Source organism: Aliiroseovarius sp. (genome assembly GCF_965228805.1).
Classification (GTDB): domain Bacteria; phylum Pseudomonadota; class Alphaproteobacteria; order Rhodobacterales; family Rhodobacteraceae; genus JASBTN01.
On record NZ_CBDDIE010000001.1, the window covers coordinates 68,176 to 89,201 of the forward strand.

Annotated in this window: 19 protein-coding genes; 6 read left to right on the top strand and 13 right to left on the bottom strand. The window is 66.7% G+C overall.

What is annotated here, in order from left to right:
* Nucleotides 1–4: 4 nt before the first annotated feature.
* From ACO07D_RS00315 to ACO07D_RS00330, 4 genes are read right to left on the bottom strand one after another with little or no spacing between them, the layout of a single operon-like run.
* A complete protein-coding gene (locus tag ACO07D_RS00315) occupies nt 5–976 on the bottom strand; it encodes a 2-hydroxyacid dehydrogenase (RefSeq protein WP_421700933.1) in 972 nt (323 codons plus the stop codon).
* Nucleotides 973–1,860 (bottom strand): succinate--CoA ligase subunit alpha, encoded by an 888-nt coding sequence (gene sucD, locus ACO07D_RS00320; RefSeq protein ID WP_421700934.1) that lies wholly within the window; start codon nt 1,858–1,860, stop codon nt 973–975. The genes ACO07D_RS00315 and sucD overlap by 4 nt, the downstream gene beginning before the upstream one ends.
* A complete protein-coding gene (locus ACO07D_RS00325; RefSeq protein WP_421700935.1) occupies nt 1,857–3,056 on the bottom strand; it encodes a malate--CoA ligase subunit beta in 1,200 nt (399 codons plus the stop codon). The genes sucD and ACO07D_RS00325 overlap by 4 nt, the downstream gene beginning before the upstream one ends.
* A 22-nt stretch (nt 3,057–3,078) precedes the next feature.
* Nucleotides 3,079–4,320 carry an aminotransferase gene (locus ACO07D_RS00330; protein ID WP_421700936.1) on the bottom strand — a complete coding sequence of 414 codons (1,242 nt, stop codon included), beginning with the start codon at nt 4,318–4,320 and terminating at the stop codon, nt 3,079–3,081.
* Nucleotides 4,321–4,536: 216 nt separating this feature from the next.
* Between ACO07D_RS00330 and ACO07D_RS00335 the strand changes: the two genes are divergently transcribed.
* A complete protein-coding gene (locus ACO07D_RS00335; protein WP_421700937.1) occupies nt 4,537–5,172 on the top strand; it encodes a response regulator transcription factor in 636 nt (211 codons plus the stop codon).
* Here ACO07D_RS00335 and ACO07D_RS00340 read toward each other — a convergent pair.
* Together ACO07D_RS00340 and ACO07D_RS00345 are read right to left on the bottom strand one after the other, a co-directional pair.
* On the bottom strand, nt 5,169–5,621 hold the full coding sequence (locus ACO07D_RS00340) for a GNAT family N-acetyltransferase (protein ID WP_421700938.1): 453 nt from the start codon (nt 5,619–5,621) through the stop codon (nt 5,169–5,171). The two genes, ACO07D_RS00335 and ACO07D_RS00340, sit on opposite strands and share 4 nt — an antisense overlap.
* Nucleotides 5,618–5,788: a hypothetical protein gene (locus ACO07D_RS00345; protein ID WP_421700939.1), complete on the bottom strand. Its 171-nt coding sequence runs from the start codon at nt 5,786–5,788 to the stop codon at nt 5,618–5,620. The genes ACO07D_RS00340 and ACO07D_RS00345 overlap by 4 nt, the downstream gene beginning before the upstream one ends.
* Before the next feature lie 40 nt (nt 5,789–5,828).
* On the opposite strand from ACO07D_RS00345, the gene ACO07D_RS00350 reads away from it, so the two are divergent.
* Entirely contained in the window at nt 5,829–6,356 is a 528-nt protein-coding gene (locus ACO07D_RS00350; RefSeq protein WP_421700940.1) for a hypothetical protein, read from the top strand.
* Between the two features lie 159 nt (nt 6,357–6,515).
* Here ACO07D_RS00350 and ACO07D_RS00355 read toward each other — a convergent pair whose 3' ends face one another.
* The 3 genes from ACO07D_RS00355 to ACO07D_RS00365 all read right to left on the bottom strand — a co-directional run bounded on the left by ACO07D_RS00355 (nt 6,516) and on the right by ACO07D_RS00365 (nt 12,856).
* Complete coding sequence (locus ACO07D_RS00355) at nt 6,516–6,905, bottom strand: hypothetical protein (RefSeq protein WP_421700941.1); 390 nt, start codon at nt 6,903–6,905, stop codon at nt 6,516–6,518.
* A gap of 205 nt (nt 6,906–7,110) precedes the next feature.
* Nucleotides 7,111–11,034: a trypsin-like peptidase domain-containing protein gene (locus ACO07D_RS00360; protein WP_421700942.1), complete on the bottom strand. Its 3,924-nt coding sequence runs from the start codon at nt 11,032–11,034 to the stop codon at nt 7,111–7,113.
* Nucleotides 11,035–11,170: 136 nt separating this feature from the next.
* Nucleotides 11,171–12,856 (bottom strand): hypothetical protein, encoded by a 1,686-nt coding sequence (locus ACO07D_RS00365; protein WP_421700943.1) that lies wholly within the window; start codon nt 12,854–12,856, stop codon nt 11,171–11,173.
* 171 nt (nt 12,857–13,027) lie between these two features.
* Between ACO07D_RS00365 and ACO07D_RS00370 the strand changes: the two genes are divergently transcribed.
* From ACO07D_RS00370 to ACO07D_RS00380, 3 genes are read left to right on the top strand one after another with little or no spacing between them, the layout of a single operon-like run.
* Nucleotides 13,028–13,252 carry a hypothetical protein gene (locus tag ACO07D_RS00370; protein ID WP_421700944.1) on the top strand — a complete coding sequence of 75 codons (225 nt, stop codon included), beginning with the start codon at nt 13,028–13,030 and terminating at the stop codon, nt 13,250–13,252.
* Nucleotides 13,228–14,172, top strand: a complete 945-nt coding sequence (locus ACO07D_RS00375) for a phosphatase PAP2 family protein (RefSeq protein WP_421700945.1) — start codon at nt 13,228–13,230, stop codon at nt 14,170–14,172. Before ACO07D_RS00370 ends, ACO07D_RS00375 begins: the two co-directional genes overlap by 25 nt.
* A gap of 5 nt (nt 14,173–14,177) precedes the next feature.
* Complete coding sequence (locus ACO07D_RS00380) at nt 14,178–16,190, top strand: hypothetical protein (RefSeq protein ID WP_421700946.1); 2,013 nt, start codon at nt 14,178–14,180, stop codon at nt 16,188–16,190.
* 16 nt (nt 16,191–16,206) lie between these two features.
* Here the strand turns inward: ACO07D_RS00380 and ACO07D_RS00385 are convergent, their stop codons facing one another.
* The 3 genes from ACO07D_RS00385 to ACO07D_RS00395 all read right to left on the bottom strand — a co-directional run bounded on the left by ACO07D_RS00385 (nt 16,207) and on the right by ACO07D_RS00395 (nt 18,534).
* Nucleotides 16,207–17,304, bottom strand: a complete 1,098-nt coding sequence (locus ACO07D_RS00385; protein ID WP_421700947.1) for a Fic family protein — start codon at nt 17,302–17,304, stop codon at nt 16,207–16,209.
* 154 nt (nt 17,305–17,458) lie between these two features.
* Nucleotides 17,459–18,355 carry a recombinase family protein gene (locus ACO07D_RS00390; RefSeq protein WP_421700948.1) on the bottom strand — a complete coding sequence of 299 codons (897 nt, stop codon included), beginning with the start codon at nt 18,353–18,355 and terminating at the stop codon, nt 17,459–17,461.
* A gap of 41 nt (nt 18,356–18,396) precedes the next feature.
* The gene (locus ACO07D_RS00395) at nt 18,397–18,534 is read right to left on the bottom strand and encodes a hypothetical protein (RefSeq protein WP_421700949.1); all 138 of its coding nucleotides are present in this window, start codon (nt 18,532–18,534) and stop codon (nt 18,397–18,399) included.
* Between the two features lie 36 nt (nt 18,535–18,570).
* Between ACO07D_RS00395 and ACO07D_RS00400 the strand changes: the two genes are divergently transcribed.
* Nucleotides 18,571–19,626, top strand: a complete 1,056-nt coding sequence (locus tag ACO07D_RS00400) for a hypothetical protein (protein ID WP_421700950.1) — start codon at nt 18,571–18,573, stop codon at nt 19,624–19,626.
* Nucleotides 19,627–19,682: 56 nt separating this feature from the next.
* On the opposite strand, the gene repC is transcribed toward ACO07D_RS00400, so the two are convergent.
* Complete coding sequence (repC, locus tag ACO07D_RS00405) at nt 19,683–20,915, bottom strand: plasmid replication protein RepC (protein ID WP_421700951.1); 1,233 nt, start codon at nt 20,913–20,915, stop codon at nt 19,683–19,685.
* Nucleotides 20,916–21,026: the final 111 nt, after the last annotated feature.

Sequence of the window (21,026 nt, forward strand, 5' to 3'; positions counted from 1 at the left end):
GCTGTCAGATCACACGGTCGCGCGGGTCGCGGCCCTGGAAGAAATCGGAGAGGTTGTCGAGCACCCGGAACCCCATCGCCTCGCGCGCCTCGCGGGTGGCGCTGCCCAGATGGGGCAGCATCACCAGGTTGTCGCAATGCAGAAGACCTTCGCTCACGCGCGGTTCGCCGTCGAAGACATCCAGCGCGGCGCCACCAATGAGGTCATATTGCAGCGCCTGGATCAGGGCGAATTCGTCGATCACCTCGCCACGCGCGGTGTTGATCAGGAAGGCGCCGGGTTTCATCAGGTCGAGCCGTTTGGAGTTGATCAGGTGCCGGTTCTCGGCCCCGCCCGGGCAATGCAGCGAGACGAAGTCGCATTGCGGCAGCAGCTCCTCGATCGTGTCGACCTGGGTGGCCTTGCATTGCGCCAGCACCTCGGGCGCGACGGGCGAGCGGTTGTAGACCACCACCTCCATGCCGAAGCCATGGTGCGCGCGCCGGGCCATTTCCTGCCCGATGCGGCCATAGCCGATGATACCGAGGGTCTTGCCCGATACTTTCGTGCCCACCAGATGCGTGGGCCGCCAGCCGGTCCAACCGCCTGCACGCAGTTCGCGTTCGCCCTCGCCTGCCCGCCGCGCCACCATCAGCATCAGCGTCATGGCGATATCGGCGGTGCATTCGGACAGCACGTCCGGCGTGTTGGTCACGGTCAGCCCCAGGTCGCGGGCCGAGGCCGCGCAGATGTGGCTGTAGCCCACCCCGTAATTGCCCAGAATGCGGGCCTGAGCACCGGGCGCGTCCAAGGCCTCGGCATTCAGCGTATCGGTCACCGTGGGCAGCACCGCGTCATAGCGTTTCAGCGCCTCGCGGATCTCGCCCGGCGACAGCGGCCTGTCGCCGGTGTTGAGCTGCACGTTGTAATCCTCGGCCAGCTTCGCCTCGACGGCGGCAGGCCAGCGACGGGTCACGAAGACGGAGGGTTTCATCATGCCGCCTCCATCACCCGGGCAATGGTTTCACCGATCACGGCGGGGTTTTCCGCCACGGTGACCCCGGCGGCGGAGAGGATTTCCACCTTCTCCGACGCGCTTTCGCCAAAGGCCGAGATGATCGCGCCGGCATGCCCCATGGTGCGGCCCTTGGGCGCGGTCAGACCGGCCACGTAAGCGACAACCGGCTTGGTCACATGGTCACGGATATACTCCGCCGCCTCGGCCTCCTGCGGGCCGCCGATCTCTCCGATCATGGCGATGACATGGGTGTCCTCGTCGTTCTCGAACCACTCCAGGATGTCGCGGAAGCTGGACCCGTTGATCGGGTCGCCGCCGATGCCGACGGAGGTCGACACGCCGATGCCGCGTTCCTTCAGCTGCGCGGCGGCCTCATAGCCCAGGGTGCCGGACCGCCCGATGATGCCCACGTTCCCGGGCAGGTAGATATGCCCCGGCATGATCCCCAACAGCGCCTTGCCGGGAGAGATCGTGCCCGCGCAGTTCGGGCCGGTCAGCACCATGCGCTTGTCCTTCGGATAGCGGTACATGTAGCGTTTCACCCGGATCATGTCCTGCGCCGGGATACCGTCGGTGATGCAGACGCAATAGCGAATGCCCGCGTCGGCGGCTTCCATGATCGAATCCGCGGCAAAGGGCGGCGGCACGAAGACCAGCGAGGCATCGGCCCCGGTGGCCGCCACGGCCTCTTTCACCGTGTCGAAGACAGGTACGCCTTCGACCACTTCGCCGCCCTTGCCGGGCACGACGCCGCCCACGACATTGGTGCCGTAGGCCAGCATGTCCTTGGTGTGGAACCGGGCCATGCGCCCGGTAATGCCCTGCACGATCACGCGCGAGTCACGGTCGAGAAGAATGCTCATTTCACGGCCCTCATTCTGGTGGCTTGGGTCAGGTCGTTCTGCCAGGCGCCCACGGCGCGTTCGGCGGCTTCCATCAGGGTGGTGGCGCGGATGATCGGCAGGCCGGACTTGGCCAGGATCTTCTGCCCCTCTTCGACATTGGTACCGGCAAGGCGCACGACGACGGGGATGTCGAGCTCCAGCTCACGCAGCGCCTGCACGACGCCCTCGGCCACCCAGTCGCAGCGGTTGATACCGGCGAAGATGTTGACCAAAACCGCCTGCACGTTGCTGTCCGACAGGACCAGGCGGAAAGCCTTGGCGACCCGCTCGGGCGAGGCCCCGCCGCCGATATCCAGGAAGTTCGCAGGCTCCCCGCCCGCCAGCTTGATCGTGTCCATCGTGGCCATCGCCAGGCCCGCGCCGTTCACGATACAGCCAATATTGCCGTCCAGACCCACATAGCTCAGCCCGCGATCTGCGGCGCGGCTTTCGCGTGGGTCTTCCTGAGACTTGTCGCGCAGCTCGGCGATTTGCGGGTGGCGGAACAGCGCGTTGTCGTCAAAGCTCATCTTCGCGTCCAGCGCGACGACGCGCGCGTCGCCCGTGACCACCAGCGGATTGATCTCGACCATGGTCGCGTCCAGATCGCTGAAGGCGGCGTAGCAGCCCTGCAACGTGCGCACCATGTGCTGGATCAGATGCGGCTCCAACCCCAGCTTGAAGGCGATCTCGCGGGCCTGGAATTCCTGCAGCCCCACGGCGGGTTCGACGATCGAGCGCACGATCGACTCGGGACGTTCCTCCGAGATCTCCTCGATCTCCATCCCGCCTTCCGAGGAGGCGACGATCATCACCCGCTGGCTGGTGCGGTCCAGCACGAAGCCCAGGTAGATCTCGCGATCAATCTGCACGGTGCTTTCGACATAGACGCGATAGATGCCCTTGCCTTCCGGCCCGGTCTGATGCGTGACCAGCTTCTGGCCGAACATGTCGTCACAGGCCTCATAGATCTCGTGTTCCGTATCGCAGAGCTTCACGCCCCCCGCCTTGCCACGCCCGCCGGCATGGACCTGCGCCTTGACGATCCAGCGCTCGCCGCCCAGCTCGCGGGCGCGGTAGGCCGCCTGTTCCGGGCTGTAGGCCAAGGCGCCCGAGGGCACTTCGACGCCGAAGTTGGCCAGGATTTCCTTGGCCTGATATTCGTGAATATCCATGGGTTCCTCCCTTAGGCGTGGCTCAAGCGGCCACGCAGGTGCCGTAGCGGCTGTCCAGAATGGCGGTAACGCTGTCGTGGTCGACCTCGCCGCCCAGCTCTTCCAGAGCTTGGGCGAAGAGGTGGACAATCTTGGTGATCACACCGCGATCCAGCAGGTTCAGGATGCCGATGCGCACCTGCACGGGCGCAGACAGCGTCGGCCAGATGCCGAAGTCCCGCGCACGGCAGTTCTGCACCAGCTCCATTTCACGCCCGGCCAGCGCGGGCGGCAGGTTCAAGACCACCAGGCTCGTCATGTTCGAGGTCACCTCGCAGCCCATCGCCTCCAGCGCCTCGCGCAGCACCGCCTCGTGGGTGCGATAGGCATGGGCGCGTTTCGCCAGCCCGTCCGAAAGCACGATGCGCAGGCTTTCATGCAGCGCGGACACGGCATAGGCTGAATGGGTACGGTGATAGCTGCCCTTCTCCACATCCTGCCCGTCGACGATGCCCCAGTGGCGCGCTTCGAACAGCGGATTGTGCACGTAGCTGTAGGCGCCGGACGCGCGCAGGCTGTCGATATAGGCGTCGTTGAAGCTCACCGGCGCATAGGTCAGCGGCAGGCAGCACAGGCCCTTCTGCGGGCAGGACGCCCAGCCAGCCACGCCGGGATAATCGTCAATCGCGAAGTCCTCAACACCCAGCGACGATACCGCATCAATCAGCCCCATGGCACCGTGACGCTCGCAAGCATCCGAGAAGCCACGCAGATCATTGATCCGGCCCGAGCCCGTCTCCCAATGCGCCATGAAGGCCCATTTGGGTTTGTGTTCGGCCAGCGCCGCCTCGACCATCTCGCCCGTCACCGAGGTGCCGTGGGGCACGTCGATCACCACCACCGATGCCGCCTGCGGATCCAGCGGGTTGGCGGCGTGTTCATCCGGCGTGGCCGCCTTGATGCGCAGGGTCAGCGCGTCGATGCCCGAAAACGTCCCGTTCGAAAACGCCACCACCTTGTCGCCCGGCATGACGGCGGCGAACATCGTGTCCAGCCCGCTCCACCCGGTGCCTGCGACGGCGAAAGTGTAGGTGTTGGTGGTGCCCCACAGACGGCGCAGCATGTGCTTGCATTCGACCATGCCACGCAGCACGTCGCCGTGCATGTGATCGGCGATCCCGGCGCCCGCAAAGGCCTTCAGCACGCGGGCATCGGTATTGCCCGGCCCGGGGCCCGCGGCCAATGTCTCGGGGATTTCCAGCGGCGGAAAGATCTGAACTGTCATCTGCGATACCCTCGCGAACGGGGGCCGTTGGGCCCGGTGTCTTGCTGAGGATGCAGAAAACCCGGGCTTGCGTCATCGCACAACGGAACTTACTACTGCTTTCGGGTATCTAATTGGGTGGGGAAATACCCACCCATTGGTGTAAGTATTCCACAGTATACGCAAATCCGACCCACCCGAACGGGTAGGTTTTTCCGATTCAGCGAGGAAAAACAGATGGTTAATGCTCCTGAGCGTCCGGTCGACATCATGCTGGCCGACAGCAATCCGCTGGTCCTCTCGGCCATGTCCGAGATTTTCGAGCGGGATTCGCGATTCTCTCTCGTGGCCACTTCCGCCACTGCCGAGGGCTTCCTGGGCACCGTCATGCGCGTGCCGGTGCAGGTCGGTGTGGTCGACTGGAACCTGCCCGCCCTGGGCGGTGCCAAGCTGATCGAGGTGCTGCGCGACCAGGCCCGCGCGCCGCGCCTGGTGGTTTACGGCGAGGCCACGGGCGAGATCCCGCGCCTGGCAATGCAGGCGGGCGCCGCCGGGTTTGCCGCGCGGTCGGGCGAGGTCGAAGGCCTGCTCGAGACCTGCGCCGAGGTTGCGGCGGGCAAGATGGTCTTTCCCTTCATCGACGTGCGCAAGATGCAGCAGGATCCGATCCACAGCCTGTCACGCAAGGAACGCGCCCTTTTGGAGGCCCTGGCCCAGGGCCTGTCGAACCGCGAGCTGGCGAAGGAGCTGGGCATCTCGACCAACACGGTGAAATTCCACCTGTCGAACGTCTACGAGAAACTGGCAGTCAAGAACCGCGCCCAAGCGATCGCCTATTACTACAGCTCGCAATTCGCAGGCGGGCCGCGTTAGAGCCGCTTGGTCATCAGCACCGTATTGCCCTTGCGTTCGACCTCCTGCCAGCCCAGCCGGGTGTAGAGCGTGATATTCTCGGCCATCTCGGCATGGGTGTTCAGGCGGATCTCACCCGCGCCATGACGCCGCGCCTCGACCTCGCAGAGCGCGATCAGCTGGCGCCCCAGCCCGCGCCCGCCGAACTCCGGCTGCACGGCGATATTGACCAGTTTCACAAAGCCGTCGCCCATCACCATGACCAACCCGGCGACAATCTCGCCCGCGACCTCGGCCACCCAGACGCGGGAGTGGGCGATGTCCTCTTCGATACCCAGGGACACCGGCGGCAGGTCGGCAATGCGGGCGCGGTAGCGCGCATAGGCCGCGTCGATGCAGGTTGCCAGGGCCTTGGCGTCCTCCGCCCGGGCGGGGCGGATCAGGGCCTGGTTCGGGGTTGGCTGTGTCATGCGCTCACCCCGCAAAGCCCATATGCAGGCACCAGCCCGCGAACGACCGCATCCTCCACCTCGGCCACTCGGACCCGGTGCTGAGCGAAGTCCTCGGCAATACCCTGCGAGACCGGCGACAGGTCGGCAGCCCGCTCGGCAAATTGCGCATAGATCTCATTGATCACGGCTGTAGGGGCCGCGGCATCCTCGGCGCAGGTGGTACGGATGTTAGAGAACCCAGATGAGATGTTGTTTGTAGATTCCATAGGCCATGATCGCAAAAAGCACACAAAACGCAAAGGCAACTTGGCCACGGGACGGGCCATCGGCAGCAACAGCGCCCGTCTGCAACGCCCCCGCCAGGGCCTCGAGCTGTTCCTCGCTCAACGAGCGTTTGCACAGCCGCAGGACGTAGTTGTCCGAATTCGTCGTTGGCAGCAGGAACCCCTCGGCTTCAATAATCTTTCTGTCGAAATATGTCCCGCCGTCTCCTCGATTCAGACACAGGTACACGTGCTGTTTTGTTTCGCGGATCTTGCGAACAGGCGCAGAAAAATCCATCGCCGCCTGCGTACCCGTCGCATCAAGAAACCGCGCGCCTTCCCCACCCAGCTCCAGTCGAAATTCAGCGGGCAGTCGGGGTCCGTGCCACCACTGAAAAAGCAACGGGCGCGCAACGAAAACAAGAAGAAAGACCGCCCCGACCGCATTGGCCAGTTCATCGTTGCGGCTGTAAAGAAATCCAAGCGGTGATTTTTCTGCTCGATAACCAAAATACTACCCCTGAGTCCTACATGATCGAAAGTTTGCTTTGCGGCTATTTCCGGTGGTTTAGTGCCTGCCCGGACACACAGCCAGAAATAAATTCGGTGGCGGGCGATTTCCGGCGCAACGATAGCACGGCCCAGTCTCTCACCCCGCAAAGCCCATATGCAGGCACCAGCCCGCGAACAGGTCCCACAGGATCAGAAGCGCGTCGAAGATCAGGGTCAGGTTCACCAGCCCCGCGCCGGTCCTGCGCATCAGGCTGCGCGCGGTGACCCGGCCCAGGACCGGCAGGGCGATCACCGGCGCGATCAGCCAGGGCGCGGAGGCGATGGCCCTGAGCGGCACCAAATGCAGCGCCAGCGAGCCGCCGACCATCTGGCCCAGAACCGCCGGGGTCAGATGGTCAGAGGTCAGGCCGAAGGGCGCAATCAGGGCAAAGGCGACCGCAATTGCGGCGCAGAGGGTCAGGGCCAGCAGAAAGGCAAGGACGACACGGCCCGGCGTCGCCTGCGCAGGTGGGTTCGACATACGCATGTCGCCACCCTCCCCCGCGCGCCGCCACAGGTCAAGCGGGCCGGGACGATACATGCGCCGGAAGTGCATTGAAAATGGGCGGCGCCGGGATGCAATCGGCGCCGCCCGCTGGGGTTGGGGCGGGAGCACCCCCTCCCCTTCCCTCCCCCCTCGGGACGAAAGCGTTTCAAACCGGCGGATCTGCGAGATCCGGATCCGAGACGTTTCAGGGCTGGAAGGACGTGCCCAGGTTGCGGGCCATGCCGGGCGACCAGACGCCGGTGGCATAGCCCAGGGTTTCGGTCTGTCTTGCGGTCAGTGCGGCGCGGGTCACCGGGCCGAAACTGCCATCCTCGCGCAGACCCAGGAAGGCCTGCAGGTGGCGCACCCCGTCCCCTTGCGAGCCGAGGCGCAGACAGGGCACATCCCGCCCCGCCGCCACCGCCGCGGCCTCATGCCCGGTGGCCAGCAACAGGTCATAGCGCGCGGGCATGACCTTGCCTTCAAGCCCCGCGGCCTTCTGGAAATCGGCCCAGGCGTCGAAAGCCTGCCGGTCCAGCACACCCATCCCCGGGTTGCCCAGGGTGGAAAAACCGTTGCGCAGCACCACCTCCCGGCCGTCACCAGCCGGGGCCAGCTCATAGGCATAGCAGCCGGTGGGCAGCGGGTCGGGCTCGAAATCGCCGCGCGCCAGGCCCCGGCGCACGCAGGGCAGCTTGATCCGCGACAGGGTCGATCCGCGATAGAGCGAGATCAACCCGCTCGCCATATCCATTACCCCGATCAGGCAGCGCTGATCCTCCTGACCCGGCAGGGTGGGGCGCAGGTGAATGCGGCTCTGATGTTCCATCTTTTCAACTGGCCCCAGCATCTGACAGCCGCGCAGGGCCAGCAGAAGCTTGCCATGCTCCTTCGTCTCGGGCGCGTAGTTACCAGCACGGATCAGCCCATGAACGACCTCGGCGGTCAGGTGAAAGGGCTCCGTCACCAGCTCCTCGGTCAGGTGACGCAGGTCCGGGTCCACCACGCCATGAACAAGCGGCACACGCGGGCCGCCACGACCTTTCGTGCGCACGGCCAGGATGCCGTCCTCGGCCAGATCAATGTCCAGCGCGATCGGCGGCGGATCGGCGGGATCGCTCAGGTCGAAACCCACCGGGCCATCATCCTCCTCGTCCAGCTCCTCGGCCACACCCTCCAGCAGCATCGTTTGCGGCAGGATCGTCGCCATCGCCTCGACCGGCAGGGCCAGCGCATCGCGCAACAGCTTGGCCTCGTCATCGCGCCGCCGCGCCAGGCCAGGTTGCGCCGCGCCTTGGTCGAGCCGTTTCATCGCGCGGATCTGATAGGGCACGTCGGCCAGCCGCCCCTCGGCCAGGGCGGCGCGGATCGCGCGCATCTCGCGGTAGCGGTCACCGGGGCGGGCCCAGGTCGGGCCGCGGCTGAAGGTCAGGCTGATCAGGGCGCTCACCCCGTCGGCCCCCAGCGCCTCCAGCGCATCCGTTGGCAGGGCCGCCCATGTCGCCGCCACGATACGCGGCAGCATGCGAGCATCAAAAACGCGTTTGGCCTGGTCGAAGGAAATGCGGATATCGCCCAGCCCCTCGGCCAGGTCACCGGCCACAGCGCCGCGCGCACCCAACGCGGCCTCCAGCCGGGCCAGCTGCACGGTGGTCAGGATCGCGCCCCAATCGGCATGGAACATGGCGCGGTCGGCCCAGCCCAGATCATAACCGAAACCGATCGTCACCCCGGCCAGACCGCCCGGCCAGACCGGCGCGGCCCGGGTCACGCGCTCATAGTGATCGCGCCCGCCACTCTGATGATCCACCAGCTGCCAATAGCCGCGTTCCGACAGTTTCGCCCGCGCTGCCGAGGGCGAGAAGGCAAAGCCCGCCTCCTGCGGCACCACGGCGCCGTCGCCCTCGACCCCCGATCCCGGGGTCGCCTGCCAGCGATGGGCCAATGCGGCCTGCGCCTGGGCCAGGGCCAGCCCGGCAAAGGGGCCACTGGTCAGAACCGTGTCGGGCCCCGGACGGCTTTGCGGCAGCATCGGCGTGGGCATCGACGGGGCGATCCCGTCCAGCACCAGCCCGGGCTGCCCGCTGCCGCCATGGCCCGACCCCATCGCCGCCATCTCCTCGCCAACGGGATCGCTGATCAGACCCGCCGCCCGACCCCGGGCCAGCAGATCCTCAAGGCGCCGGGCGGCCAGCTCACCGGCTGCGGCGCGCGCGGCCACCTGGCGCAGGATCGCGCTGACGCGCACCCCACGATTGGCGATCAACCCGCCCTCCACGCCCTTGCCCGGCACCGCCCGGTGATGCAGCGCGGCCACCTGCCAGTCGCTGTTGAACACCGGCGCGCCGGACCCGCCGCGCTGCCCGTCCGAGGTGTAATAGAGAAACTCCCGCGTCGCCCCCAGCACGAAACTGTCGCGCAGCGCCAGCTTCTTGTAGACCCCGCGCGGATGCTGGATCAGGCTGACCCGCTCCTGTTTCAGCGCCTTGCCGGACGGCGCCAGCAGCGGCAGCTGCCCATAGGGCGCCAGCGCCGCTCCGGTCAGGCTTTCGGCAGCAACCGAGACAAAGGCGTAATCCAGCGCCTCGTCGCTTACATAGAGATCATCGGTAATGCGGAAACGCGCAGGCGCCTGCGGGATGCCATCCACATCCATCTGATACGCCATGACCAGCTCGCTCTCCGCCGCCACATGGGCATCCGGCAACACGTGATGGTTGGTCAGCATCAGCCCCGGCCCCACCAGGAACCCGGTGCCCGAGCCGGTGCGCCCGTCTGGCAGGCGGATCATCACCTTGCCCACGGCCCGCGCCGCGCGCGCGCCACGCAGCAGCACATTGGCCTCGTCCAAGCTTGCATCCCCCAGGATGCGCGCATCCATTTCGTGGGTGGGTGCCGGGCTCAGCTCGGCGCGAATGCGCTGTCGGGCCGGCGTGTCCTCGGCATCGAGCGTATCCAGCAGGTACTCCATGTCCTCCCATGCCTCGGCCAGGGCCTTTTCCTCCCCGGCGGGCCAGTCCGAGCGCAGAACGGCGGGCGTTTCGCCCTCCCCCCCCGGCCGCGCCAGGTTGCGCGCGCGCATGAGCGCGGTCAGCGAGGCACCGGTCACCTCCTCCAGCATCGGCGCGGGCGCCGGTCGGTCGACCGTGCCTTGGCGGGCAGCCAGCAAGGCCTCCAGCACCGCCAGGATGGGTGCGGCGGCGCGGTCGAAGCCGCCCCGTTTCGGATGCAACTCATCCTGCCAGCTCTGCGCAGCGGTGCCCACGGTGCCATGCAGGTTCAGATGGCGGAACCGCCCGCCCGTCTCGGCGGCCAGAGCGCGCAGGGCTTCGTTATAGCGCGCCATGATCCGGGCCAGGACATCATGCCCCTGCGTGGCGGAAATCCCCTTGTCCGCCAGCGGCTTGCCCAGCCAACGGCCACCCTTCACCGGACGCGGGTCGTCATAGCCCTGGCCCAGGATCAACAGGTCGGGTGACAGGGCCAACGCGCCGCGAATGATGCCACGATACTGGGCGATCACCTTGGCGATGCGGGCTTCCAGCGCGGGCCAGTCGATCAGTTCTCCGGCCCCGGCGCCGGGCCTATGGCGTTTCAACACGGACGCCAGACGCCCCTCACCCAGCAGGTCATTTCCGCCCAGCGACAGGATCATCACATCAGGCCGTTCACGCCGGATCACCCGACGATAGTCGCCGATGTGGTCCATCTCACGGGCGCTGTCGCGCGGCTCGGCCAGGGACAGGGCGGCGCAGCCCGGCTGGGACGCCACATGGGTGAACAGGTCCGCCCCACCCGGCACGCCGTCCACCCAGCTGTCGCCCTCGATCAGCACCTTCAGCCCCTTGAACCCGGGACGGGTGACCTTCGCGTGGTATTCCGCCAGGCGCAGCCGCCGCCACAGCGCATTGAGCGCGCCGCGCGGCGACGGGCTTGTCTTCTGCCCCGCCACCCGCTGCGCCTGTTTCAGGTGCAAGGTCATCGCATAGGGCCGCTCGGCGCTCGGCCGGGCCTCCAGCTGGTCCAACATCAGCGCACGGGCGGCCTCGGGGCGGCCCTCGGCCAGCATCACGTCAACGGTGGCGATGAATTCCTCTTCGGTCAGGATCCGGTTCGGGCTTTTGGTCATGACGACATCCTCCACAGCAGCAAGCGCGCGGGTTTGACCGCGCTTTTGCTCCAGCCTGACAGGCCATCGTCAATCCAGCGTGAGTCCAGCGTGAAATCGCCGCAAATCACCGGTGAAACCGTGGGAAAATCGGGGGTTAGAGGTCCAGTTCCGACAGGCGCGCGCGGTCCAGAAGCCCCGCCTGGCGCATCATCGACACCGGGTAGGCCGGATCGTTCATCAGCTTGCCCAGGGTGAAGCCAGGCTCGCGTTCGGCCAGTTGCCGGGCGGCGCGGGTGGCGTTTTCGCGATCCCCCTGCCCGGCATAAAGCGCGGTGAGGTAGCGCATCGGTGGGCGGAAGTTCGGCGCCAGCGCGCCGGACAGCTCGCCGAACTCGATCGCCTCGCGATGACGCCCGGTGACAGCGGCCACCAGCGACACCTGGAAATCGGTCCAGAAGCGGAAGTTCGACTTGGCCGCCAGGCGCTGCGACATGACCGCGGCATCCCAGGCGTCCTCGGCCTGCCCGGCATAGAGCCGCGCATTGGCCAGCGCCCACCAGGCCAGCGGGTTGGCCGGGTTCGCATCGACCCCCGCCTGGGCCAGATTGCCGGCGGCGATCCCGTCGCCCTCCAGCACCAGCCGCGCATTGGCGACACCCGACAGGACGGAACTGTTCTGGCTCTCCAGCTCCAGCGCGCGGGCGCAGGCAGCACGCGACAGCGCGTTCAGCTCGTCGCGGTCGCGGCCGGTCTGTTCGATATGGCGGATGGCGGCGAGCTGCGCGCGCCAGGCGTGGAACACCCCGCGTTCCTCCAGCGCCAGGGCGGCGACCAGCTGGCGGTCCGCCTTCTCCAAGGCCGCGCCGCGCATCGAGAACATGTTCTGCAGAGCCTGTGCCGCCAGGTGGTTGGCATCCGGATCGCCCGACTGCGCACATCCCGCCTGACGCAGCCCCTCGGACACGGCCCGCAGCGCCCGGTGGCTCAAGGCATAGAGCGCAACCGTGCCCTCCTCGCCCCCACCGGGGCGCAGGGTTTCGGTCCACAGCGTGCGCCCGCTGGGCATGTCGATCACCAGCAGGCGCATGGCCCCGGCCAGCGGCCCCTGGGCAAAGCTCTGCACCTTCATCAGGACCAGCCCACCGGGCGGCGCCTGTTCGGGCATCTGGAAATGGATGTCATAGGTGAACTGTTCGCCCAGGGTGCGGAACAGCACGTCGATGAACCAGTCCTCGGTGTCACGCGCGGGATCGCCCGGACGGCTGTGCGCCTCCAGCACCAGCTGCGGACGGTGCGCGGGCTGGACCTCGGGCAGGATCAACCGCCCGCCCGAGGCGCTCTCCTCCTCGAAACTGGTCCGCATCTGGCGCAGCCAGTCTTCAAACTCCTGATCGCGAATGTCGATGCCTTCCAGGAAGGTGCCACCACCGGGTTCCGCCGTCGGGCCCGCGTCGACCGTCACCATATCGGGGTCCAGCGCCACCGCGCGCCGGTCGGTGATGAAGGCCTCGGCCCAGGGGCCAAGCGCCTTGCGAATCTCGACCAGCGCCTGGCGCAGGCTGGCCTGGCCCTGCGGCTGGGCGCGATCGCTCCACAGCTTGTCGATCAGCCAGACCCGGCCCCGGCGCAAGTGCCGATCCGTGGCAACCAGCGCCAGCAGACCCTGCGCCTTCGCACCGGTCGGCGTGACTTCGATTCCCTCTGGCGTCTCGATCCGGAATTGCCCGCGCAGGGTGATCCGGAGGACGCCGGTGTCCGTGACACCCGTCCTTGTCTCGGCCAATGACATGCCGCTCACCCCACTTGCTTCGCGCCCCTGCTCCGAGATCGCGAACCTCACTTTTCAAGCTCCAAGAGAACACGCCATACGCGATTCAGGCAAGAAAAAACGGGTTTCGTGAAACCAGCGTGAAAAGAAAAGCCACCGCCTTGACGCATCCCCCACGCGCGGGAAACGCTGGTAGAACTGATGGAACAGATACGAATTATCGGAGGGATTTGAACATGGCATATGCGGGTGGAGGACATGGGGGCGGCCACGGCGGAGGTCACGGTGGTGGTCATGGCGGCGGCCACGGCGGAGGTCACGGTGGTGGTCATGGCGGCGGTCACGGAGGGGGCCATGGTGGCGGTCATGGGGGCGGCCACGGTGGAGGCCACGGCGGCGGACATGGCGGTGGTCACGGCCACGCGGGCTCCGGCGCCTCGCCGATGCTGTCCCATGCGCTGGAGATGACGCGCGACGCGGTCATCGGCCCCTGGACCCCGGGCAAATACCCGATCACGCCCAGCCCCTTTGTCACCAACGATCTGAAATACCTCTCCGGCACCCGCCGGTTCCAGACCCGCCTCGGCGCGCTGTCGGGCCGGTTCCGCGTGACCAGCGGCGCAGGCGGCGCGGCGGGCGCGACCCTGGCGCTGGACGGGGACACGATCCTGACGCTGGAACAGCCCACCGACCCGCAGCTCCAGTCGCAGCTGCCCATGCTGGACGCCTACAGCGACCTGCGGCTCGACCGGATTGGCGAGATCCAGATCCAGCTCGACGACATCCTGTCCTTCTACGGTGCGATGAGCCAGCTGGACAGCGATCGGCGCAAGCATTCGCTGCAGCTCCTGGTGCTGGTGCAAAGCCTCTGCGTGCAGCTGGAAATGCAGGTGAAACACTATTGCCACGGCAAGCGCCCGGTGGATTTCGACCTGGGCATCCAGCCGGTCATCCAGACGCCGGACCATTCCACCTTCCCCTCGGGCCACGCGACCGAGGCCTATGCGCTTGCGACAGTCATGCACCGGATGCAGACCGACCAGGATGCCGCGACCGGCGTGGGCGCCAACGCCCTGCCCTTCCGCATCGCCCATCGCATCGCCGCCAACCGCACCGTGGCGGGCGTGCATTACCCGGTGGACAGCGCGGCGGGCGCGGTTCTGGGCATTGTCATCGCCGAGGCGGTGCTGGCCCTGTGTACCGGCACCAAGGCCTCGAACGCCGCACTGAATTGGAACAATCTGCCCGCCTCTCCGGCCTCGGCAGGGGCGCGCGACTTCACCCCGGCGACGCTCAAGGCCGGGCTGGGCCTCGGGCAGCTGGGGGGTGTCTCTGACGTCGAGCCGCTGGTGGCCCCGCTCTGGACCGCCGCCACGGGCGAATGGTAAGCGCCATGACCTGGAGCTGGACCGGATGGGCGCCCCGCGCCTCTGACAAACCGCCCTATCGCGACTGGTGGACCCTGATCGGTCGCGAGGGGTTCGATTGCGACCCGGGCGATCCCTGCGCGCTCAGCTTCTGGGATCCGGGCTGCCCGGCGCCCGGCGGCGAGCCGCTGGATCACCCCGCGCAGGTCATGGCGACCGTCGGGGCCGAGGCCTGCGCCTTCCCCCTGCCCCCCGCCGCGCAGAACGCGAGTTTCTGCGCGCAGACCAGTTGGCTGCCGCCCGAGGACAAGCTGCCCACGGTGGACGAGGACACGGTGCTGGTCGGCGTGATCGACACCGGCATTGCCCTGGGCCATGACCGGTTCTGCCTGCGCCGCGCGGATGGCAAGATCCGCAGCCGCGTGCTGGCCGCCTGGCAGATGACCCACGCGCATTCGCAGGACTACATGCCCTTCGGGCGGGAGCTTTACCGCCGCGACATCAACAAGGCGCTGAAGGATCACCGGGATGATGATGGCCACCTTGATCAAGGCGCCTTCGACAAGGCGCTGGGGCTGGTCGATCTCGACAATCCCCTGGGCAGCCGCGAGCTGATGGGCCCCTTCGCCCATGGCACTCATGTCGCTGATCAGGCCGCCGGGTTCGCCCTGGACGATGTGCGCGGCAAGAAGGTGGCGATCCTGGCCGTGGTGCTGCCGCCGCCCGCCGTGTTCGGCGCGGCAGGCACCTTCCTGGACGACTTCATGCTGATGGCGATCCTGCGGCTGAAGCACCTGGCCCACGCCATTCGCGCCAAGAGCGCGGGCGCGTCGCCGGGCCCATCACCTGGCGCGGATCGGCTGGACAATGACGGCCACGCGCTGGCCATCAACCTGTCCTTCGGCCGTCAGGCCGGGGCCAAGGACGGGCTGGATCATTTCACCCGCCAACTGGCGCTGATCCATGACCAGTTCCCGGTCACCGGCAGCCGCGCGCCGTTCCGCGTGATCATGCCCTCGGGCAATGACAACCAGATGCGCGCCAATGCGTTGATGGATGTGACGACCGGTCAGCCAACCGCGCTGCCCTGGTTCATCCCGCCGGGCGATTACAGCTCGAACTACGCCGAGGCCTGGGTCACCCTGCCGCGCAACCTGCTAACCGCGCCGCCGGTGATCCTGACCCTGGACGGGCCATCCGGCGCGGTGCCGTCCCTGACCGGCACGCCCAAACCCGGCGAGGCTGCGACGCTGACGCACCATGGCAAGCCGGTCGCGCGGCTCTATTGCGAGGCCGAGGGGCCCGACAGCGCCACCGACCCGGACTTCCGCCTGCGGCTTGTCCTGTGCCTTGCGCCGAGCCTGCAGAACGATCCCGACCGGGGCCTCGCCCCCTCCGGGCGCTGGGTGATCACGCTGGACAACCGCGACGCCCATCCGTTCCAGGCCGCGCTGTCGGTGCAGACAGACCAAGCGGTGCTGCCCTACAGCCTGCGCGGGCTGCGCAGCTATTTCGACGACCCAGACTATGTGCGCTTCGACGAGGTCGGGCGGCCACTGGACATTCCCGACGAGGTCGACGGCTCGAAGGTCACGCGCTACGGCACGGTCAATGCCTCGGCGGTGTCGCCCCATGTCGTCTGCATCGGCGGTTACCGGGTCTCGGACGGCAAACCGGCCAGCTATTCGGCCAGCGGCGCAAAGGGCGGTCACGGTGTGCAGCAGCTCACCGCCGCCACGCCCTCGGACGATGCCGCGACCCTGTTCGGCACGCTGGCGGCCGGGGCGCAGAACGGATCGGTCGTGCCCGCCCGCGGCACCAGCTTTGCCTGCGCCCAGGCCACCCGCCAGGTCGCGCTTGGCTGGAAAGACGCGGCAGGCACCCTGCCCTGGCCCACGGCCACCGCGATCCTGACCGCACAGGCCGCGGCTTACACCCCGCCCCCCGGCGCGGCCCCTGCCCCGGTCGAAAAGGTCGGCGCGGGCCGCATTCACCGCGAGGGTGCCCCCGCGCAGCCTCGCCTGGGTCCGCCCGTGTGAAACAAAGCGGCAGGCGTCACCCCGGCGCCTGCCCCTCCAGCCAATAGCGCGTACCCTTGCGTTCGCCCGTACGCACCAGCGCGCCCATCTCCACCAGCTCCCCCAGATCGCGCCCCGCAGTGGCCGGGCTTGCCCCGGTGATTGATATGTAATTCCCCGCCGACAGCCCGCCCTTGAACCCGCCCGGACCCGCCGCAAACAGGCGGGTTAGAGCCTTTTCCTGCCGCGCATTCAGTTGCCCGCGCAGCCGGTCCATCAGGTGGGTCTTGGCGATCAGATGGCTGATCGTCGCCTGGCTGTGCTCCACCGCGCCCAGCACGATATCGGCGAACCAATCCAGCCAGCCGGTGACCTCCATACGCTTGTTGTTGGCCTCCAGCTGGTCATAGTACGCCCGCCGCTCCGCCTCGATCCGGGTCGACAGGGCAATCAGGCTCGGATGCCCCACCGCCTGCGCCAGGGCCTTCTCGGACAAGGCCCGCGCAATCCGGCCGTTGCCATCCTCGAACGGGTGGATCGACACGAAATAGAGATGGGTCAGCCCCGCCCGCGCCAGCCCGCCCAGCTGCCCGCGCGTGCCGTCGAACCACTCCAGGAACCCGGCCATCTGCGCATCCATTTCCGCCGCCGGCGGCGCCTCGAAATGCACATTGGTGCGCCCATAGGGGCCCGAGATGACCTGCATCGGATCCCCGCCCCGGCGCCAATCGCCAATGCTCTCCAGATCGTCCCGCCCGCGACAGACATAGCGATGCCAGCGAAACAGGGTTTCATCCGTCAGCGCCGCGTCCCATCCCTTGAACCCATCCGCCAGCAAATCGGCAATCCCGCTCTCCCGCGCGCCCCGCCGCGCCTCCGCCATCATACCAAACGCCCGCCTAACCGAGCTTTGCACCGAGGCGCGATCCAGGTATTCACCCTCGATCGCCGAAGAGGTCATCGCCTCCTGAACCAGCAAATCCACCTGTGTTAGAGCCTGATCTGCCGCTGCCAGATGCGCCCAGGCCCCGACCAGCCCGCCCGCATTCAGCAGGAAGGCTTGTTCGCGCTCCACCAGGGCATCCGCGTCAAACTCCCAGTCGGGCCAGGTCTCTGTCTGCCAGTTCCAGATCATGAGCGATATATTCCCATTTATCGCTCATTTAGGCAATGAAAATGAGCGTTAATTTGGTCCATATCGCTCACAGACGCCAAGTTGGGCACCCACGCGACACAATGCGACGTGTTACGACGGAAACAAGTCACACTGTGTTTCGCCGGATTAGGGTCTATTTTTTGGCCTTCTCCAACAATCCCAACCGTTCTGCCCGTTCCAGCAACATGCGCACCGAGGACGGCTGCCATTGGCTGCGCCCCCGTGGCGTGGGTTCACGCATCGCCTCCAGCCGGTCGCAGATGCCTTGCAGCGTGATCCCGGGATCGGCCCCACGCAGGGCCGCAACGATCACCGGCAGCCGGTCATCCGGCGCCGCGCGACGTGCCCGGCCCAGAACCGTCTCTGGCAGGAAGCCTTCGGCGACATAGGCCTTTACCGCCCGCACCAGCCGCGCCTGGGTCCACCGCCGCGCCTCCGGCAGGGGCGCGTTGATCACCCGCAGCAGATCTTCCCAGGCCATATCGGGGCGCAGCCGACGCACCTGGGGCACCCAATCCGCGGCATGGGCATTCAGCCGCTCCAGGTATCCGTCCCGCCGCGCGTGGCGCAGTTTGCGCAGAGCCACGGGATCGCGTGCCCTGAGGCCGGGATTGCCGCCGACCCGCCCCTCGGCCCGCGCGCTTGCCAATCCCGCCTTGGTGCGTTCGCGGATCAGCGCCCGTTCGAACTCCGCCGCCGCGCCCAGAACCTGCAGCGTGAACTTGCCCTGGGCGCTGGCGGTGTCAATTGGATCCTCAAGCGAACGAAAATGCGCGCCCTTCGCCTCCAACGCCTCGATTACCTCCAACAGATGCGACAGCGACCGCGCCAGCCGGTCGATGCGCACCACCACCAGCGTATCCCCTGCCCCGATCCTGTCCATTACCCGCACCAGCACCGGCCGTGTCCGGTCGCCGCCCGATCCCTGTTCCGGCCAGACCTCGTCACAGCCCGCCGCCCGCAGCGCTTCAGTCTGCGGCACCGCTGTCTGCTCCTCGGTCGAGATACGGGCATAGCCGATCCGCGCCATCTGGGATGTCCTTTGCAATTAAATCTATCGTTATTAAACGATCATTTGTTAAAAGCCGCAAGTAACAGTGCATCGGCCTTTCCCCCTTGCGTTTCAGGCGCCTCGCGATACGGCGCCTCAGTTTTCGGACGCCGGGCAAGCCTGAAAAGCCCCTGCATTTTCACCTCGTTCAGAAACATCTTGGGTAATGTGCAAAATATCCGTATTTTGCACATATGAACTCCCATGGTCCTGATATTCTGGAAGAACATGATCCTGAGGCAGAAAGCCCCTTCGAGGCCGAAACCGCCGAAGAAGATCTGTGGTTCCTCCCTGGGCCTCCCGAGGACGAACCACCCCATCTGCCGCCCTTGCCTCGCGCCGAACCCGGCGAAGCTTCGCTGGTCATCGAATGGGTTTCTGCGCAAGCGGATCTGGCCAAGGAACTCGCGCAAACCGCCGTCCGTTTCGGTGCGCTCGACGACAGATTGCAGCGCGGTCCGGAAGGTTGGCGGCATCGGCTGGCACTGCAGGAAGCTTCCGCGCTCAGCTGGCTGTCCGGCGAACGGGTGACCGCGGATCGTCTTGGCCTATGGCAAGCGATGCGGGTCGGTGCCACAGGTGGGGATACGGCAGCCCTTCAGCGTGCCGCCTGGGCCGTTCGACGGCTGTCCTCACAGGCCGGACCACAGTCGGACCTCGCCGGTTTTCTGGGCCGCCATGATGTTGACGGATCCGATCCCCTGTCTGACCGCATTGCCGGTTGGCAGGCGGTGATGGAGACCGCCGGAGCATTGCACCCCCTCGCCCGCGCCTGTTTCGCCCTGACCCTCTGGCCCCGCGCCGGGATCGGTCCCGAGGGATCAGTCCTGGAAGGCGCCGTGGTTGCTGCACGCCTCGGGGCTGAAGCCGGGTTCGGCGGCGCCAGGTTTCTCCCCCTTCCGCTGGGGAGCGCCCTGGATCTTCGGACCTCTGGCCCGGTGCGGCACCGTTTGGGGCTCTGGCTACGGCAGGTCGATCAGGCCCTCCTCTCCGCGATGCGGCAACTCGACCGTTTGGAAGCTTGGGAGGCCGAGGCCGAGTCCCGTACCGCGGTTCTGTCCGGACGCACCCCGCCCTTGCTTTTGCTGGCACTGCGGGATTGGCCGCTGTTGACCGCATCAATGGCCGAGGGTCAGACCGGGGCCAGCCGCGCCGCTGTTCAACGAAACCTGGCCTGGTTTCACGCGGCAGGCCTGGTCCAAGAAGTCACCGGACACGGTCGCTTCCGTGTTTGGCGTGCGGCAATCTGAGCTCCAGTTCACAGTTGTGAACTTCCCCGTCCGCCTATGAGTTCACAGCTGTGAACTCATGCTGCCTCCCGCCGCATCAAGGCCATGATCATCGGGCCGGAAGAAAACGCACCGGCGGTCGCCTTGCCACTCAGATGCCGCAGATATCCCCCGGGCGAGCGGATGTCGCCGAAGCGCTCCAGCATAGCCGCGACGACCACAGCGGCTTCCTCGGGTCCCATCGCCCGCCGGGCTTCATCCCAGGCGGATGGCGAAATACCCATCATGGGCCGAACCAGATCTGCAGCACGGACCAGCTCATGCCAATACCGGATCTTGCCATCGGTATAGCTCTGTATTTCGCCACAGGCGGACAGCACCAACCCCAGTGGCAGGTTCGGCCGCTTGTCATCCGGGTCGACGGGTTCGGGATCGTCCTGCTCGATCTCGGTTGAGGCCACGTTAACGGAGAGCTCGGCCCCCGCCGCCCGCCCTTTGGCTTTTTCAAAGCAAAGTTCAGAATCATGAGAGTCTATATTTGAATTCTGGTAGTGCTGTTCATTTTGAACATCACTGGTGCTCATATCTTCTGTTTCAGGTGGATCCAGTGCAATGCGCGCCCTGTCCAGCGCAGCTTGCAACTCACGCTCCAGCAGCTCCAGATCCTCCTGCCCCAGCTTACGGCGAAGGTCACGAGCAATGAGACGTGCGCGGTCCGACAGTTCGGTCCAGAACGGCAGGTCAGGGCGCATCTCGGCGCCATACTTCGCCAGCCCGGCCAGGTCGCGGCGCATCAGGCTCACGGCCTCGCGCAGACGCTTCAGGCGCTCCTCAGCGGCCCGCAGGGCCTCGGCGGCCTCACAGAATTCAGGAAACCGGGTGGCCAGCGGCGTCAGGTCGAAGCCGAAGCTGACCTTCTCGTCGCCATAGCGCCGTGCGTAGCGCTTGCCATTGGGGCTGTCACGCCGCACCACGATGCCGGCAGCGACCAGATGGGCCAGATGGCGGCGCATGGTCGAACAGGGCATGCCGTTCAGCCGCTCGCAGATCGCCTTGTTCGAGGGATGCACGACCAGATCGCTGTCATTGCCGCCCAGAACCGTCGCCTGGTGGAAGCTGACCAGCGCCTGCAACACGGTCATATCGCGATCGGAAAGCCCAAACACGGTGCGCGCCGCCGACAGCTCGCGCAGGGCCTCCCACTTGTTGACGCCCTGGGGCGGAAGATCACGGGTGGTGTGTGCCTGGTGCGCCAGATGCGCAGCCTCGACCATTCGCCGAAACGGCGTTACGGGGGTATAGCCTGTCATTTTTCATCACGAAGACAAAGAAATCCCGTTCCGCGAATCACTTTGGACTTGCGGTTATTGGCCACGGACTTTAGCTTGAAGGTGCTAGAAACAAGTCTGGGTCTCGTGGAG

What these genes read in the sequence shown, in the direction of transcription:
- ACO07D_RS00315 (WP_421700933.1), bottom strand. Translation starts at nt 976, where the DNA reads ATGATGAAACCCTCCGTCTTCGTGACCCGTCGCTGGCCTGCCGCCGTC.
- sucD (WP_421700934.1), bottom strand. Translation starts at nt 1,860, where the DNA reads ATGAGCATTCTTCTCGACCGTGACTCGCGCGTGATCGTGCAGGGCATT.
- ACO07D_RS00325 (WP_421700935.1), bottom strand. Translation starts at nt 3,056, where the DNA reads ATGGATATTCACGAATATCAGGCCAAGGAAATCCTGGCCAACTTCGGC.
- ACO07D_RS00330 (WP_421700936.1), bottom strand. Translation starts at nt 4,320, where the DNA reads ATGACAGTTCAGATCTTTCCGCCGCTGGAAATCCCCGAGACATTGGCC.
- ACO07D_RS00335 (WP_421700937.1), top strand. Translation starts at nt 4,537, where the DNA reads ATGGTTAATGCTCCTGAGCGTCCGGTCGACATCATGCTGGCCGACAGC.
- ACO07D_RS00340 (WP_421700938.1), bottom strand. Translation starts at nt 5,621, where the DNA reads ATGACACAGCCAACCCCGAACCAGGCCCTGATCCGCCCCGCCCGGGCG.
- ACO07D_RS00350 (WP_421700940.1), top strand. Translation starts at nt 5,829, where the DNA reads ATGTTAGAGAACCCAGATGAGATGTTGTTTGTAGATTCCATAGGCCAT.
- ACO07D_RS00355 (WP_421700941.1), bottom strand. Translation starts at nt 6,905, where the DNA reads ATGCGTATGTCGAACCCACCTGCGCAGGCGACGCCGGGCCGTGTCGTC.
- ACO07D_RS00360 (WP_421700942.1), bottom strand. Translation starts at nt 11,034, where the DNA reads ATGACCAAAAGCCCGAACCGGATCCTGACCGAAGAGGAATTCATCGCC.
- ACO07D_RS00370 (WP_421700944.1), top strand. Translation starts at nt 13,028, where the DNA reads ATGCGGGTGGAGGACATGGGGGCGGCCACGGCGGAGGTCACGGTGGTG.
- ACO07D_RS00375 (WP_421700945.1), top strand. Translation starts at nt 13,228, where the DNA reads ATGCTGTCCCATGCGCTGGAGATGACGCGCGACGCGGTCATCGGCCCC.
- ACO07D_RS00380 (WP_421700946.1), top strand. Translation starts at nt 14,178, where the DNA reads ATGACCTGGAGCTGGACCGGATGGGCGCCCCGCGCCTCTGACAAACCG.
- ACO07D_RS00385 (WP_421700947.1), bottom strand. Translation starts at nt 17,304, where the DNA reads ATGATCTGGAACTGGCAGACAGAGACCTGGCCCGACTGGGAGTTTGAC.
- ACO07D_RS00390 (WP_421700948.1), bottom strand. Translation starts at nt 18,355, where the DNA reads ATGGCGCGGATCGGCTATGCCCGTATCTCGACCGAGGAGCAGACAGCG.
- ACO07D_RS00395 (WP_421700949.1), bottom strand. Translation starts at nt 18,534, where the DNA reads ATGTTTCTGAACGAGGTGAAAATGCAGGGGCTTTTCAGGCTTGCCCGG.
- ACO07D_RS00400 (WP_421700950.1), top strand. Translation starts at nt 18,571, where the DNA reads ATGAACTCCCATGGTCCTGATATTCTGGAAGAACATGATCCTGAGGCA.
- repC (WP_421700951.1), bottom strand. Translation starts at nt 20,915, where the DNA reads ATGACAGGCTATACCCCCGTAACGCCGTTTCGGCGAATGGTCGAGGCT.